Source organism: Providencia sp. wls1943 (assembly GCF_009706275.1).
In the GTDB taxonomy this organism is placed as follows: domain Bacteria; phylum Pseudomonadota; class Gammaproteobacteria; order Enterobacterales; family Enterobacteriaceae; genus Providencia; species Providencia zhijiangensis.
On the sequence record NZ_WLTU01000024.1, the window covers coordinates 196399 to 214026 of the forward strand.

The following is a 17628-nucleotide window of genomic DNA, read 5'->3' on the forward strand; positions in this document are numbered from 1 at the left end:
TAGGAGGAACTATGCCTAATAATATGATTTATGGGTTTAAGAATGCTATTTGTTATAGTCTGATTTTTATTTATTTAATGTTTCCCTTGCAGCCAGTGTGGGGGAATATAATTAAACCGAAAGATAAGAATATTCAAATTAATCAGCAAAAAAACGTACCGGTAATTAATGTTATTAAACCAAATAATGAAGGTGTATCTCATAATAAGTTCGAACAATTTAATGTGGGTCAGCAAGGGGCAGTTTTTAATAACTCCTTGACCAATTTCAATTCGCAGCTTGCTGGTCAAATTAGCGCCAATCCTAATTTAGTTGAAAAATCTGCGGAGCTGATTATTAGTGAGGTTGTAGGCCGTAGACATTCTCTGCTACTTGGCCGACTAGAGGTGGTTGGAAAGCCTGCGAATGTCGTGATAGCCAATCCTAATGGGATCAGCTGTGATGGATGCGGTTTTATTAATACACCAGCAATTACACTAACAACAGGGAAACCGCAATTAAACTCCTCAGGAGTCCTAAGCGCCATAGAGGTGCAAAAGGGTAACGTTATTATTGGAGCAAAAGGACTCAACGCACAAGGACAAACTTATGCTGATATTATCAGTCATGCATTGGTACTGAATGGGCAAATTAAAGCGAAAAACCTGTCGCTAACACAAGGGAATAACCGGGTTGATTTTCAACAAGGAACGATAACGTCAAGGAACAGTGAGGGGCAAACTACAGGCGTGGCGATTGACGCCAAAGCACTCGGAGGTATGTATGCGGATCAAATTCGTTTAACCAGTACCGCATCAGGTGTTGGTGTAAATTTAAGTCATATTGAAACCGCGCAAAAAAATCTGATATTAACCGTTGATGGAAAAATTACGGTAAATGGGAATATTCAATCAAATAATGACATTAATATCAGTAGCAAAGAGTTATTCGTCAATGAGAGCGCGAGATTCAATGCCAAGAATGATATTACGCTCGCGATACGGGATTTACAAAATAATGGAAAGGTGACGGCAGGTAAAGATCTACGAGTATTTGCTGACACAGTGAAAAATACGGGAGAAAACGCCCTCATTCAGGCAAAAAATAACCTTTGGATACAAAAAAATGCAGAGGGCGATTTAACTCACTCTATTGTCAATACATCAGGTGCAATTAAAACCCAGCAAGGGGATTTAATTGTTAGAGCAAAGTCATTGGCAAATACAAGAAAAACAAATGGATTATATTTTACCGCTCAAGGGAGTGATGACTCAAAATCTATTTTTGCTAATGATGTAGTGGGTAAGGAGTTTAAAAATCCGATTGTATTAAATCCAATAAAACAAGGTATAACGGATGATGGTGTCCTCTATTTTATGACGCACAATCATGATGTGCCTGTTTATGATTTTAGAACATGGGAAAACAACTATTTTGTTAATTCTGGAATTAATGACCCTAATAAAAATAGAGTGTTTTTTGAACGATTGCTCCACGGTAGTGTTCCAATATCATCTTTACCTATCATAAATTTAGGCAGTTATAAATATGCACATAGATCAATTGATAAAGCGGGTGAAATATCTTCGGGTAAAAATCTCTATATAGCAGCAAATAAATTAATTAATTATGGAAGTAAAATAAGCTCGAAAGATAATATGATATTAACAGGTGAAAATATCATAAATAGTAGTTTATTAGTTCAGAACCAGCATGAACGTTATTACCGATTTACTCCGAATGCAATGCGCAATGAACTAACATATACCAGTAGTCCAGCCATTAAGAACCAAATGATAGACTACAGTTTATCGAATTTTAGATTACCCGATGAGATTTTTGCATTACGCCAAATAGATTATCCAGTTTATGAACCGGCTAAGATAATTGCAGGTGGAAGCTTTACTGCTGATTTTTCAAAAAATGTCGATTTTAGTGATACGGTATACCCAAAGATTTTATTAGGTAATGGCTTTGTTAATGCGGTTATTAATAAGAAAGATTTTCAAAAATCTAAAGCTGGTCAGAGATACCCATCACATCGATATGCCTATTTTGATTACTACGATGATGAACCCATCATTGTAAAAGGAAAAGATAAAGAAGTTATTGAAACACAACACGATATTCTTACTGCAAAAAACATTCTTATTAATGGTGAGAATGTAAGAATTAATCACGGCATTAAGTCTGAAAAAGATACTTATATCTTCGCTAAAGAAAATATTGATTTAGATAAAGCTGAATTAAATACAAAAAATGATTTGGTTCTGTCTGCTGATAAGAGTATTGAAATTAGAAATCAGAGCCAAATAACAGCAAATGATATGCTGGCTAAATCCTCGAAAGGTAGTATTTTAATTTCAAATGATTATTATGTTAAACATTATGATGATAAAGGTTCTGAGCGAAAAGGATATGTAAATGTAAAAAATAATTTGCTATTGCAAGCAAGAGAAAATGCCATTTTCTTAGATGCAGTGATTAAGCCGTTAAACAAACTAAGTATCAGTTCGGGGGAGAATGTTCTTTTCTTAGAAAGCCATTTTAATGCTCCTAAAATTAGAGTTAAAGAGTTATGGGATAAGCAAGCATATAAAAAACGGTTTGATGATTTTTTCAAAAATAGAGGGGAAATTAAAACAGAGAAAGATTTACTGATTCAAGCAGGTAGTAATCTATATTCATCCGGATATAGCTTTCATTCAAATAATGATATTACATTTTTAAATGGCGCTAAGCTTTCAATTCGACCACGTTTTACCGCGCCAGAATTTAATTCATTCCTGTCTGATACTCTAAGTGGTTATTTTTCATCAGCGAACTTAAGTGAATTAACGCGAGTTTTTTCCCGCTCGGATATGGAGCAACTAACTCCGTCACTTTCTGCAAAAAAGAATCTCACGCTAATGAGTGCAGGGGATCTGGAAATTATTGGTGGAAAGCTTTCCAGCGGTGAAAATCTAACATTTTCATCAGGAAAACAGCTAACCCTTGATGCAATAGCATATTTCGCGTCTGATTTTCCAACACGAAGAGAATATGAAGAAAAAAGCTTAGTCACTCAGATTAAAAGTCAAAAAGATCTCATTTTAAGCTCTGGTGGTGATTTCATCAGCAGGGGGGCAACCCTTGATGCCAGTAAAAATATCACTGTTAACAGTGACAGCAATATTAAGTTTGAATCACTTGTAGAAAAAAGCCGAAAAAATAATACAGATAAACAGCATCAACATCGTTCTGAAGTTAATAGCGGAGGGGATTTAACCATACTCTCCAATGGAAGTACGTTATTTCAGGCGACAAAGCTAGCGAGCAAAGGCTCACTTGATATTGCTGCGAAAGGCGGAATTCTTTATGCGCAAGCGATGGTTGAAAGCAGCAAGTGGGAAGAAGAACGAGAGCATTGTAACCGGTTTTTAGGTATCAAATCGTGCTTCTGGGGTTCAACCTATGAAACTAAGTTAGTTCAAAGTGCCACCAATAAAGTGGCCGAGTTTTCAGCAAGTAAAGATATCAATTTATTCGCGAAAGATGACATCACGTTAGAAGCCACCCGAATTAATGCAGGTAAGAACGCCAAAATCACAAGTCAAACGGGCAAGGTGAATTTTAAAGCAGTCAAAAATGGTCATTTTGAGCAATTTCTTTCTCGTTCCAATGGATTTTTTATTACCCATCGAAATAAAGGATACAAAGAAGATACATGGGTAGCACCTTCTTTGCATTTCGGCAGCTCATTAACGGTAAATGCAGCTACAGCGGTAACGGCTGACGTTAAAGCAAAAAATGCACAAAGTTTAGAAAATACGTTGAATTTGCTGGGAGAAAGAGAAGGCACTCGATGGATTAAAACACTGAAACACCGCCCTGATGTGCAGTGGAATTTGGTTCAAGATGCCTATGACCATTGGGATTATAAAAGCCAGCAATTAAACCCAGTCGCATCTGCGTTGATTACTATCGCGGTGGTGGCGATGACGCACGGAGCTGCAACAGATTTCGCTGCATGGGCATCATCGGGCTATAGCGGTGTCACTGCATCTGCTATTTCAGGTGCAGCATACGGCGGGATGACGGCGCTTTCAACGCAAGCGGCGATCGCACTTGCTGAAAACCAAGGTGACCTATCTAAAACGTTGGATGCATTAGGTCGCAGTGAGACGGTTAAATCGATCATTGCCCAAATGGCAGTTTCTGGCGCACTCAGTGGCCTAGATACGCAAATGGGGTGGGGAACGGGGACAGGGAACGAAGCTAGATTACCTCTATTAAATGATGGGAATTGGAACAATGTAGCTCAACGTATTGCGGCACAATCTCTAGTGAGTTCAACCGTTAATACCGCTATTCAAGGTGGCAGTTTTACTGAGAATTTAAAAAGTGCATTGCTCAGTAATGTTGCCAGTCAACTCCATGCTGAAGGCGCAAAACTCATTGGTGATAACGGACAAATTTTAGGTCAATCCGGCAAAATGCTCAGCCATGCAGTAGTGGCTGGTGTTAGCGAGGAGATCAGTGGAGGGGATGCGAAAGGCGCTGTCGTTGGTGCTCTTGCGGCTGAATTAGCAGCAATATCGCTCGGTGATAATTTTATTGATGCCAAAGAATGGAAGAAAAAAGCCGATACCCAAGCGCAATTAGTGAAATTATTCGGTGGCTTTTCCGGTGCCGTTTTTACGGGGGAGCCTGGTGGCGTTTATAGTGCTGCGAACAGTGCTGAGAATACATTTCGGCATAATTATTTAGCCCATCATCAGCGTAAGTTGATGGAAAGAGAGCTTGCAGACGAACCCAGCGCACTGAAACGTGCTGCAATCCATATTAAATGGGGGCTCACCAGTAGCTCACAAGATGGGGCTTTTGCTGCTGGCGTGGTTTCTGGGGTTCCCGTTGAATTATGGGAAACCATTACAGATGTCGCAGGTGCCATCACCAATTATAAGGACACCCTCAATGGCTTACGTGCATTGCTTTCAAGCGAAACCATGTTTAGTGATATTGCGGAGGGAGAAAAGCAAGATATTCTGAATCGAATCAAATTGATAGAAACAGAATATGAAAAGGCAGGTGCTAGCGGAGCATTTAATGCAGGTTTAGAAACTGGGCAGTTAGTTACCAAAGTTGCAGGCTATGTTGTTGCTGTTAAAGGTGCGGCTAGTGTATCAGCCAATTCGGGACGTTATGTTAATGGCGTGTTGAATAGTAAGAATTCTTCACCTATTATTGATATTCGAGAAATTTATCGAATAGAACCTGACGGCAGCCGAACCTATATGGCTTTTGGTGATGGTATTTATAAGCAGGGATTCCCATTTGAGGATTATATTAGCACAGCACGTAAGCTTTCTTCCGCAGAACGCTTACCCAATAATTTCCCCGTATTTGATTATTTTACCGTGAATAAAGAAGCGATTAGCATTAAAACATTAGATACAGGGGCTAGTACTTATCAGAATCCTAATAGAATAAGATATAAATTAAATCAGTATATTGATAAAGTAGATAATTATAATGAAGGAGGGAGTTCTAGTTTTAATTTGGAGAGTGCAAATATAAGTAGCAAAACGATCGAGCTAGCAGTGCCAAGTACAACAAATATTGCTCAGTGGGATGCTATAAATAAATCAATTTTATATGCTAATAGTAAAAATATAAAATTTAATATTACGGTAGTAAAATAGGGAGGGGATACTCATGTATGATTCAGAAAGGAATATAGCAGTTCGCAGAAATGAACGATTTTATTTTATTTTTGTTTTCTCTGGGTATCACTTATTTATTAAGGATGATAAAGCGCCAGTATATTGCCTAGAAAAAGAAGTTTCAGATGAAAAGCTGGGGGAAACAATAAATTTAGCCTTTAGTCAATGTAGAACTATTCATCCATATGAAAATGAAGAATTTTATAATAAAGAAAAAATAAACGAAGACTACAAGTTATGGGTGAGTGAGCTTCTAACTAAATGTCAATTTAAAAATAAAAAAGCATTATTTTTACGAATGATGACTTGTAATTTAAAGAAGCATAACAATGAGATTTTAATAAAACCAATGTGGCATAAGAAACTAGAAATCTGGACGAGAGATGGCTTTACCGATGATGACAATATTATTTTACCCCAAACAGTGTCGAATGAAGAGTTAGGCAAAGCGGTAAAAGAAGGTATGTCCCGGTGCCGAAATAGTGTTTAGCATTATTTATTTTTAAATAATTAATGTACATTAAGCCTTCTTTTTCAGGGAAGGCTTGTCCTTTTAACGAAATAAGTTAAGTATTTTAAAAAGTTATCGAATAGAGCCTGACGGCAGCCGAACCTATATGGCTTTTGGTGATGGTATTTATAAGTAGGGATTCCCATTTGAGGATTATATTAGCACAGCACGTAAGCTTTTTTCCGCAGAGTGCTTACCCAATAATTTCCTCGTATTTGATTATTTTACCGTGAATAAAGAAGCGATTAGCGTTAAAACATTAGATACAGGGGCAAGTACTTATCAGAATCCTAATAGAATAATTAAGCAAATTAAGCAAATTAAGCAAATTAAGCAAATTAAGCAAATTAAGCAAATTAACAAATATACAGATTCAGTATTTGACTTCAAAGAGCATAAGTTATTAGCTTTTTATTTGGAAAGTAAAAATATAAAATCTAAAACAATAGAGTTAGCTGTTCCAGAAAAAACAACCATAGAACAATGGAATGCAATTAATACGGCGATCTTATATGGAGCTGAAAAAACATACTTATTAAAATTACCGTTGTTAAATGAGAGGTTAAAAATGATGGGGGAGATAGCCGAAGACGCACATGTTTCTATATACCGTAATGAGTATTTCTATTTTATCAAAACACTATCGTGGTTTAACTTACTTGTGTATGACTATACAGTACCAGTGTCTTATTTAGCTGTAGATGTTGATAATGTAAAATTAGGCGAAGTTATAAAAGAGTTATTGAAAAAGTCGAATAAATATGACATTAGAGCAAGTGAAACACCAATAAGCAGAGATGGTGTAATTAATGCTTATAATCAATGGGTTAAAGAAGCTTGCCATAAATGTAATTTAAAGACAAAACGTCAGTTTTTCAAAAATATGTCAAGTTGCAACATTGTATTTGAAAGAGGATTGTTTTTAATAAAACCTATGCTGCATAAAAAATTAGAACTTTGGTCTGGTGATGGTTTTACCGATGATGATAATATTATTTTGCCCCAAACAGTGTCGAATGAAGAGTTAGGCAAAGCGGTAAAAGAAGGCATGTCTCGGTGCCGAAATAGCGTTTAGTATCATTTTGTCCAGTGTATTTAATTTTTAATTCAACCTTCTTTTAGCGGACTTGCAAGCTTATTTTGTTGCGCTTTGTGACGGGATATGCTTAATGGTCGAGCCATTGGTAATGAAGACCTCTTAGATAGAGAAAAATTAAAAGTATAAATAATCACTATGGGTATTAATAGGCATTTAATCAATTGATTTTATATCTAATTATTCATAACTGCTTAATAAGCAATGAAATTTGAAAATTTAAAATATATTTAATACTCTTATGTGTAGTAAGTGCATATAATGCCAAATTATGCATTTACAGTAGGTATCCATATGTTTAAAAAGGTTATTGTTGTCTTTTTTCTTGTTTTCTGTGCTCCTTTTGGCTTTGCCACCGACTTGTCATTTAAAGAAAAATCACCCGTTGATCGCCTATATCATGAAAACTACCAAGGAATGGACTCACTGCGGGAAGAGCAGAAGTTCAAATTTGACCCGAAATTAAAAATTGCCCAGCAAGATCGTAGCTACCAATCGCTACTCGAACAGCGGGATGAAGATGAAAAATCCTTGCTCAATCACATCCGCCCTTGTGATATTAACCCGACGGCGGCAGGCTGTCCGGGGCATTTATCGTGGATGAACAACCCGCGCGAGCTTCAATCCATGCTAGAGCAAAAATATCAGAATGAATAATTAGTATTCTCTGGGTTGCAAACAAAAGGCGCTATTGGGCGCCTTTTGCATTGTTTAAATAATCAGCTTTCTATTAATTTCCTTCGGGAAAGGTCAATGTCGCCCCCGGTGCTTCGCGGCTTAAATGAATAAAATTCAAATGCTTCTCATATTGGTCGAGAATATCGCTGATCACCTGTTCTTTGGTGTAGTCCATTAAATCGTTAGCTTGGGTGCCTTCCCACAAGTAAGTTTCAAGGCGGTAATAGTGGGATTTACCGGAGCGAGCACGGTAGGTAAAGCTTGGCACCGTATAGCGACGAGGCCAAATTTGGTAGATAAAGCTTTGCTCTTCTTCTAAATCGACCACTAACTCTAAATGGTTAAGTCGCTCTTCTTCGGCAAGAGGGTGGATCGCAAATTCCACCTTAGCGCCACGTAATTCCAGCTCTTTCGCCACATCTTGCATCGCAGGAATACAGACTAAATCTAACATCCGTTGGGTATAGGTGGTGCCGGGGAAATTCATCACGCGTCCCAAACGCTGTTTCCATTTAATCGGCTCGTTACCGTACAGCGGCGCAGGGGCGTTGGTATTAATGGCACTGACGCGGCGATAATCTTCAAACCGCAATGACTTATACAGTCCTGCCATAATAAAGAAGATCACAAAACTAAACGGCAGCCCCATAATCACGGTGGTATTTTGCAGGGCAGGCACCCCATCGGTCATTAACATCCCAAGGGTGAGTAAACCAATAGCCACTGACCAGAAAATTCGCAGCCAATTAGGGGAATCGTGATTAATATCACTCAGTTTTGAGGTAAAATTCCCTAGCACTAACGAACCAGAATCCGCGGATGTCACGTAAAACAGTAACCCCGTAATGGTGGCAACGGAGGCGGTCAATCCAAAGCCCGGATATAACTCGAGTAGGGAATAAAATCCTTTTTCAGGCGCTTCTAATACTGTTTCGGCTAACGCTTTATTGCCATGAATAATTTCATACAGAGCGCTATTACCAAAGATAGAGAGCCAAAGTAGCGTGAAGACAAACGGGATTATTAGAGTGCCAATCACAAACTGGCGAATGGTGCGACCACGGGAAATTCGTGCCAAAAACAGCCCAACAAAAGGCGACCAAGCGACCCACCATGCCCAGAAAAACAGCGTCCAGCTATTCATCCAGTCAGTCGGTCTATCAAACGCAAAACTGTTCAAGGTCATCCCCATAAAACGGTTCACATAATCCCCGACGTTGAGTACCAGCGCGTTGAGCAGAAATTCAGTATCCCCCACAAATAAGATAAACAGGATCAGCCCCAATGCTAGCAGCACGTTAAGTTCCGAGAGAATACGGATCCCTTTATTGACTCCCGATGTGGCGGAAATCACCGCCATGATAACGGAAAGAAAAATCAGACCACCTTGTACAGTTAGCCCTTGGGGAAGATCAAACAGCACTTTTAGCCCGTAATTGAGTTGCACTACCCCAATACCGAGGGTAGTGGCGATACCGAAAATCGTCCCGAGCACGGCGGCAATATCGACGGTATGACCAATCGGTCCGTTAATTCGATTACCAAAAATCGGATATAGGGCAGAACGGATGGTTAATGGCAAATTATAGCGATAACTAAAGTAACCGAGTGCAATGCCCATCAAGGCGTACATTGACCAGCCCGTGAGTCCATAGTGAAACAGTGTCCACACCATCGACTGACGAGCCGCTTCAAGGGTTTCGCCTTCACCCGTTGGCGGTAACATATATTGAGTGACCGGTTCAGCCACCGAGAAAAACATCAAATCAATGCCGATGCCCGCGGCAAATAGCATCGCCGACCAGCTAAGCAAACTAAATTCCGGTTTGGATTGCTCCGGTCCCAGCTTGATATTCCCAAATCGTGAAGTTGCAATAAAAATCACAAAAACGATATATAACGTGGCGGCGAGTAAGTAATACCAGCCGAAGGTTTTTGACACCCAACCCAGTGTTGCAACAATCCATTGATTTGCGGTGTCAGTCATCAGGATGGTGAAAAAAGAAAACGCCAGTATTAAGGCGGCGGAGGTAAAAAAAACAACGTGATTAAGTTGGTCTTTCTGCCCATTTTTTGGACTTTTTGAATTTGTCATTGGCAGTTCCACAGTTTTATCTGGATGAAAATTTAAAATTAGATTATTTACTAACGTGTTGAATTATTAGTAAATATTTAAAATTTCACGGGTATCTCCTCGAGTTATTTGTAAATTAATTGTTGTAAACAATAGTTAATATTGATTGAACATTCAATTAAAAAATCGTTTAATGAATGGGTTCAATGGTCTTATTAGGTCTTCATGCCATGCCGAAAATAGGCGTTCAATCGATACGTAAACAGCAGTTAATTCAGGCCACTTTAGCTGTCATCAACGAAGTGGGAATGCAAGAAGCCAGCTTTGTGCTGATCGCCCGTAAAGCCGGGGTGTCTACTGGGATTATTAGCCACTATTTCCGTGATAAAAGCGGTTTATTAGAAGCCACCATGCGCCATATCCAGTATCAATTAGGGTTTGGTATTGCGATGCGGCTCAGATTATTGAGTGGTGAAAACCCTAAAGCGCGAATTCAGGCAATTGTGGAAGGGAACTTTGACTCCACCCAAATCAGTGAAGCCGCAATGAAAACGTGGCTGGCATTTTGGGCGAGCAGTATGCACCAACCAAATCTGAATCGCTTGCAGCGAGTGAATGAGCGTCGCTTATATTCAAACCTCAGCTATGAATTTGGGCGAACGCTAAGTCAACCTGTCGCACGCCGTGCCGCTAAAGGACTGGCTGCCTTGATTGATGGATTATGGTTGCGCAGTGCGCTGAGTAGTGAGCCTTTTTCTGTGAAGGAAGCGCTTAGTATCACTAACGAGTATATCGATATGCAACTGGCACGTGCAGGAGACCATTCGACCTAACTATTTTTCAAAGGAGACGTTATGCAACATCCACCGATTCATAAGCTTTACATTCATGGCGGATATGTCGACAGTTCACAACCTGAATGCGGGCAGTTTGAGGCAATCAACCCAGCCAATGGCGACGTGATTGCACATTTGCAATCAGCTAGCATCGACGATATTCACTGGGCGGTGGAAAGTGCAAAACAGGGGCAAAAAATTTGGGCGGCAATGACCGCGATGGAGCGCTCACGTATCTTGCGCCGTGCTGTGGATATTTTACGTGAACGTAATGATGAACTTGCCTATTTAGAAACCCTCGATACGGGGAAGCCACTTTCTGAAACGCGCTTTGTGGATATTGTGACGGGCGCGGATGTTCTTGAATATTATGCAGGCTTGATCCCCGCTCTAGAAGGGCAGCAAATTCCGCTACGTGAAACCTCGTTTGTCTATACTCGCCGTGAGCCGTTGGGGGTTGTTGCGGGGATTGGTGCATGGAACTACCCCATTCAAATTGCGTTATGGAAATCCGCACCGGCATTGGCGGCGGGCAACGCCATGGTATTTAAACCCAGCGAAGTTACCTCATTAACCGCATTAAAGCTGGCGGAAATCTACACGGAAGCGGGTTTACCTGCGGGGGTGTTTAACGTGGTCACGGGAATGGGCGGTGAAGTGGGTCAATGGCTAACAGAGCATCCTGATATCGCCAAAATCTCATTTACTGGCGGCGTCCCGACAGGGAAAAAAGTGATGTCCAATGCCTCTAGCTCAAGCCTTAAAGAGGTCACCATGGAGCTGGGTGGAAAATCACCGCTGATTATTTTTGATGATGCTGATTTAGACAAAGCCGCTGATATCGCCATGATGGCGAATTTTTACAGCTCCGGGCAAGTATGTACCAACGGAACGCGGGTATTTATCCCTGAAAACCTGAAAGCCGCCTTTGAAGCCAAAATCGCGGAGCGTGTTGCTCGCATTCGTATTGGCTCACCAACCGATGAAAATACCAATTTTGGCCCATTGGTCAGCTTCAAGCATCTGGACAATGTGCTGCGCTATATTGAGATTGGCAAAGCGCAAGGGGCGACCGTGTTATGTGGCGGTGAGCGTCTGATAACTGAGTCACTGGCAAACGGCGCGTATGTGTCACCGACGGTGTTTACTGATTGCACCGATGAAATGCAAATCACCCAAGAAGAGATTTTTGGTCCGGTGATGAGCATTCTAAGCTACCGCACAGAAGATGAGGTGATTGAGCGAGCAAATCACTCGATTTACGGTTTAGCGGCAGGAATTGTCACGCAAGATCTTGCCCGTGCTCATCGTGTTATTCACCAATTGGAAGCCGGAATTTGCTGGATCAATACTTGGGGAGAATCTCCTGCACAAATGCCCGTGGGCGGTTATAAGCATTCTGGTGTCGGGCGTGAAAATGGCCTAATGACGCTGCAAAATTACACTCAAATCAAATCCATTCAAGTTGAACTCGGAGAGTTTTCATCCATTTTTTAATCACTTAATTTGACTGAAACAGAGGAGATAACAATGGTCTATGACTACATTATTATCGGTGCTGGTTCAGCCGGTAACGTTCTTGCTACCCGCCTGACAGAAGATACTGATGTTACTGTGCTGCTCCTTGAAGCAGGAGGACCGGACCACCGGTTCGACTTTCGCACACAAATGCCAGCGGCATTAGCTTACCCACTTCAGGGGCGCCGTTATAACTGGGCGTATGAAACAGAGCCTGAGCCCCATATGAACAACCGCCGTATGGAATGTGGACGTGGTAAAGGGCTTGGCGGCTCTTCATTGATTAACGGCATGTGTTATATCCGTGGAAATGCCATGGACTTTGATGGCTGGGCACAAGTACCAGGGCTAGAAGATTGGGCTTATGCCAATTGTTTGCCTTATTTCCGTAAAGCAGAAACCCGCGATATTGGTGGAAATGATTACCACGGCGACCAAGGTCCCGTCAGTGTGACGACGCCAAAACCCAAAAATAATGTGCTATTCCACGCGATGGTTGAAGCGGGTGTTCAAGCGGGTTATCCGAGAACAGATGATTTAAACGGTTACCAGCAAGAGGGGTTTGGTCCGATGGATCGTACGGTGACGCCTAAAGGGCGTCGAGCGAGTACAGCCAGAGGGTATCTAGACCAAGCTCGCAACCGTAAAAACTTGACGATAGTTACCCATGCCACTACGGATACCATTGAGTTTGAAGGGAAAAAAGCGGTTTCTGTGAAGTATTATTTAGGAAACCATCAGCAAGTGCAGGTGGCGAAGGCGCGTAAAGAAATTTTGCTATGCGCTGGGGCTATCGCCTCCCCGCAAATTTTGCAGCGCTCCGGTGTCGGCCCTAAAACGGTGCTGGAGCAGTTTGAGATCCCTCCCATTCAGTATCTGGAAGGTGTGGGGGAAAATTTGCAAGACCATCTGGAAATGTACTTGCAATATGAATGTAAGCAACCCGTTTCCCTGTATCCCGCATTGAAATGGTTTAATCAGCCGATGATTGGTGCGCAGTGGTTATTTAAAGGTACCGGTATTGGTGCCAGTAATCAGTTTGAAGCGGGCGGGTTTATTCGCAGCAGTGAAAAATTTGCATGGCCAAATATTCAATTTCACTTTTTGCCAGTGGCGATTAACTACAATGGCAGCAATGCGGTGAATCAGCATGGCTTTCAGGCTCATGTGGGATCTATGCGTTCACCAAGTCGTGGTCGAGTGCAGATAAAATCTCGTGACCCGCATCAACACCCTAGCATCTTGTTCAATTACATGTCTTGTGAGCAGGATTGGGAAGAGTTTCGTGCAGCGATCCGCATCACAAGGGAAATTATGGCTCAGCCAGCGTTAGACCCGTATCGAGGCGAAGAGATCAGCCCCGGTAAGCACATTGTCACCGATGAGCAACTTGATCAGTTTGTACGAGAATGCGCGGAAACGGCGTTTCATCCTTGTGGAACGTGTAAAATGGGCTCGGATGCGATGGCGGTTGTCGATGGTGAAGGGCGTGTTCATGGGATTGATAACCTGCGAGTGATTGATGCGTCCATTATGCCGTTGATTATTACAGGCAATTTAAATGCCACAACCATTATGATTGCGGAAAAAATAGCGGACAAAATTCGCGGTCGAGAGCCTTTAGCACCCAGCCAGGCTCCCTATTTTAAAGCGGGTAGTCAGGCAGCTAGAGCAGGCTAAAACGTAGTTTATGGGTGACGTATTTTATGGGTGAGGGACGTCCTCACCCTTTGTGCTATTTATCCACAGTTAAGTTAGGGAAATGAGCTATGACGCTTGGAGTGAATAGGGCAAGGCAAGTATTCGAAATAAGACATAAAACAGATTTATACTTTTTATTTAATAAAGGGTAGTGTATTGAATTGAAAGGTTCATATTTGGATGTGTAATCTAAAATTTAACGCTATTGGTGTCAATCTGACAAAAAAATCCTCCAAACGAAGGAGGAAAATAAATATTAAGCGAGACTACTTATATAACACTAATTTTGTATTTACCAAAGCTGATCAGCTAATAAAAATGATCATAATTGCTATATGAAAAATGAATGTAAACCGAAAATAATATGGCAAGTATGAATATTAACGGACAGAATTAACCAGCCACTGTAAATAATTATCCTCAACTTGGTTAGGGTCTAGCCGAATTAATTCAGGAATTTCATAGGGATGAATTTCCTTGATTGCATCAAATAACGCTTGTTGATTACCAATTGTACTTTTTATCAGTAATAGAATTTCATTATCTTCCGTCACATTTCCTTTCCACAAATAGACTGATTTCATTTCTGGTAATAATGAAACACAGGCAGCAAGGTGGTTATTCAACAGGTATTGTGCAATTTTTATCGCACTTTCTTGGCTATTAGTTGTGCTTAAAACGATGCAAGGTTGTTGTTGGTTCTTATAATGATTATCGTCAAATGTCATTTCAATCTCCTTTATTTAAAGGGCTTATTTAAATGAGTAGTCTGATTCATTCTAGCTTAGCTGCCCATAAGAAAACGTAGCCACATAATGATACAAATAGAGAAGTGCGTTATTAATGTGGAGGTGATTATTACTTATAACTATTATCTTATTGGGTAATGAATTGGCTGCCCATGAGATAACAATATATTTACCTTAATAGCTTAGGGCTTGAGCTAAACAATTTCATTAATCAATTAGCCTGTTTGGTTTTTATCCGCTCTAATAAACTAAAGTAAATCTATTTACAAGGTGCTTTATTGCTATTCTTGATTAATTATGAGTAATTCGATTCAGCATTAAGTTTTAGATAGGTAAATATCAATAATTATTGAATTTTTGTATATTAATTGAGTTTTGGAAAATATTCTAATATTTAATCGCTTTAATCCGATGGAAGAGTTAGTGACGTTTTTACGTATAAATGTTACTCGTTTTTATTTTGCAGCCGCTTTTAACTCACTTTAAGGGAGTGTGACTGTTTGTGAATTTCAATTACATTTTGTTACATAATAGCTTGAAATTCATATGAAACTCAGTAACCAAATGATAACGATCAATATTTTCAGATGATTATTTGCTAACATCAACTGAGAATAAAAAAATATATATTGCACTTTCTCTGTCATTCCATCTCAAAAACTGTATGGATACCCTTATGAATAAACTGACCCCGTTAAAACCGATACCCACCTTAATCGCCGTCGCGATTACGTTAATTATCTGGTTTGCTATTCCTGTTCCTGAAGGTGTTAATCCGAATGCATGGCATTTATTAGCCCTGTTTGTCGGAACTATCGCCGCGATTATCGGTAAAGCGTTACCGATTGGTGGTGTTTCTATCGTTGCGATTTCATTGGTGGCCGCGACAGGCGTCACCAATCCAGAATCGACGAAAGGCGCGATTGCAGATGCATTAAGTGGTTTTTCCAATGACCTGATTTGGCTGATTGGTATTTCCATCATGGTCTCCATGAGCTTGAATAAAACGGGGCTGGGAGCGCGTATTGGTTATTACGTTATTTCTCTGTTTGGTAAAAAAACCATTGGGATTGCATACTCATTGGCTATTGCAGAAACCATTCTTGCACCGGTGACGCCAAGTAACACCGCGCGAGGCGGGGGAATTATTCACCCGATTATGCGTTCGATTTCAGACAGTTTTGGATCTAAGGCGGAAGACGGCACTTCAGGGAAAATAGGGCGCTACCTCTCTTTAGTGAACTACAATATCAACCCAATTACCTCTGCGATGTTTATTACGGCAACAGCACCGAACCCATTGATTGTGAGCTTAATTGTCAGTGAAGCGGGTAAAGGTAATGAGCTAACTTGGGGAATGTGGGCGATTGCGGCATTCGTACCGGCGATTGTCTCTTTGATTTTAATGCCACTGGTTATTTACTTCATGTATAAGCCAGAAATTACTTCTACACCGGATGCGCCTAATTTCGCCAAAGAGCGTTTACAACAATTAGGCCCGATTTCACTGCCAGAAATGATCACTTTAGGGGTTTTCATCCTGTTATTAATGATGTGGGCAGGGGTTCCTGAAATGCTGTTTGGTCCATCATTTAGCGTGAATGCGACGACGGCAGCCTTTATTGGTCTGAGCGTATTATTGGGCACTGGGGTGATTAACTGGGATGATGTCCTGAAAAATAAAGGGGCATGGGATACCGTTGTTTGGTTCGCCGCACTGGTGATGATGGCAAGCTTCTTGGGTAAATTAGGCCTGATTAAGTGGATGTCTGTCACAGTGGGAAGCTCCATTGATAGCATGGGAATTAGTTGGGTTTGGGGTACCTTAATTTTGGTGCTTATCTATGTTTACTCCCACTATTTCTTCGCCAGTACTACGGCGCACATTACCGCAATGTTTGGTGCGTTCTTTGCGGCGGGTCTCGCATTAGGTGCACCGCCAATGCTGTTAGGTTTAACCTTAGCATTCTCCTCATCCTTAATGATGTCATTAACTCACTACGGCACGGGTACAGCACCGATTATCTTCGGTTCGGGCTATGCCACACTGGGCGAATGGTGGAAAGCAGGCTTTGTGATGAGTGTGGTTAACTTAATTATTTGGATCAGTTTAGGGAGTATTTGGTGGAAATTCCTGGGTTACTGGTAATACCATTGAAGATTAACTAAAAATACTTATTCATCAAAAGCCGGAATTATCTTCCGGCTTTTTTATCCTCTATAGACTGTGAGTGAAATTATATCTTACAGGGCGAAAAATCATAAAATTTAAACCTTAAATTAGTGAATTCATTGAAATAAATAGGGCAATTAAATATTCAATGGAAACAAGCTTTTTTAATTTAAAGCAGCTATGATTAATACTAAGGTATGTTGTAGGGTTTTAATGTTAACCCGATATAAACGAAGATAAACAAAGATAAATAGGTTAAAAATGAAAAAGACAGCATTAGTATTGGGTATGGCGGGTATGATGGCATTGTTGTCAGCGTGTTCAGACGAGAAAAAAGAGATTGCAGAGTATCGTTCTGAGTTCGTAAACAACTGTGTAAAAGCAGCGGGCGAATCTGATACAGAAACCGCACAAGCTATTAGCGCAATCTGTGGCTGTGCTTACGATAAAACTGTTGAAAAATATGGTTTAAAAGAATTTAAACGTTTAGACAGCGAACTGCAAAAATCACCCGCCGCTGCGCCTGAATTCCAACAAACTATGATTTCATTTGTTCAAGAGTGTGCAACTAACGCGCGTTAATTGAATAGCTTTAGTCATTGTTAAAT

10 protein-coding genes and 1 pseudogene are annotated in these 17628 nt (G+C 40.6%); 9 read left to right on the forward strand and 2 right to left on the reverse strand.

The features are described 5' to 3' along the window. The first annotated feature begins 11 nt into the window (after positions 1-11). The 4 genes and pseudogenes from GKR48_RS13750 (at position 12) to GKR48_RS13765 (ending at position 7948) form a co-directional block, all read left to right on the forward strand. On the forward strand, positions 12-5663 hold the full coding sequence (locus GKR48_RS13750) for a DUF637 domain-containing protein (protein WP_154628483.1): 5652 nt from the start codon (positions 12-14) through the stop codon (positions 5661-5663). 13 nt (positions 5664-5676) lie between these two features. Then, a complete protein-coding gene (locus tag GKR48_RS13755) occupies positions 5677-6174 on the forward strand; it encodes a contact-dependent growth inhibition system immunity protein (protein WP_154628484.1) in 498 nt (165 codons plus the stop codon). A 169-nt stretch (positions 6175-6343) separates the two neighbouring features. Next, positions 6344-7270: pseudogene (locus GKR48_RS18195) on the forward strand (contact-dependent growth inhibition system immunity protein); the annotation flags it as partial. A gap of 315 nt (positions 7271-7585) precedes the next feature. Beyond that, positions 7586-7948, forward strand: coding sequence for a hypothetical protein (locus GKR48_RS13765; RefSeq protein WP_225575016.1), 363 nt, complete (start codon positions 7586-7588; stop codon positions 7946-7948). Between the two features lie 73 nt (positions 7949-8021). Here GKR48_RS13765 and GKR48_RS13770 read toward each other — a convergent pair whose 3' ends face one another. Continuing rightward, positions 8022-10064 (reverse strand): choline transporter, encoded by a 2043-nt coding sequence (locus GKR48_RS13770; RefSeq protein WP_154628486.1) that lies wholly within the window; start codon positions 10062-10064, stop codon positions 8022-8024. 209 nt (positions 10065-10273) lie between these two features. Here GKR48_RS13770 and betI point away from each other — a divergent pair, with 209 nt between their 5' ends. Genes betI through betA form a run of 3 tightly spaced genes read left to right on the forward strand, consistent with a single transcriptional unit; the run spans position 10274 to position 14077 of the window. After that, a complete protein-coding gene (gene betI / locus GKR48_RS13775; RefSeq protein WP_154628526.1) occupies positions 10274-10876 on the forward strand; it encodes a transcriptional regulator BetI in 603 nt (200 codons plus the stop codon). Positions 10877-10897: 21 nt separating this feature from the next. After that, entirely contained in the window at positions 10898-12376 is a 1479-nt protein-coding gene (betB, locus tag GKR48_RS13780; protein ID WP_154628487.1) for a betaine-aldehyde dehydrogenase, read from the forward strand. A 33-nt stretch (positions 12377-12409) separates the two neighbouring features. Next, positions 12410-14077 (forward strand): choline dehydrogenase, encoded by a 1668-nt coding sequence (gene betA, locus GKR48_RS13785; protein ID WP_154628488.1) that lies wholly within the window; start codon positions 12410-12412, stop codon positions 14075-14077. 401 nt (positions 14078-14478) lie between these two features. Here betA and cutA read toward each other — a convergent pair whose 3' ends face one another. Next, positions 14479-14826 (reverse strand): divalent-cation tolerance protein CutA, encoded by a 348-nt coding sequence (gene cutA, locus GKR48_RS13790; protein ID WP_154628489.1) that lies wholly within the window; start codon positions 14824-14826, stop codon positions 14479-14481. A 697-nt stretch (positions 14827-15523) separates the two neighbouring features. Here cutA and GKR48_RS13795 point away from each other — a divergent pair. Both GKR48_RS13795 and GKR48_RS13800 read left to right on the forward strand, forming a co-directional pair. After that, entirely contained in the window at positions 15524-16996 is a 1473-nt protein-coding gene (locus tag GKR48_RS13795) for an anion permease (RefSeq protein WP_036951333.1), read from the forward strand. 285 nt (positions 16997-17281) lie between these two features. After that, on the forward strand, positions 17282-17602 hold the full coding sequence (locus GKR48_RS13800; RefSeq protein WP_036951331.1) for a lipoprotein: 321 nt from the start codon (positions 17282-17284) through the stop codon (positions 17600-17602). Positions 17603-17628 lie beyond the last annotated feature (26 nt).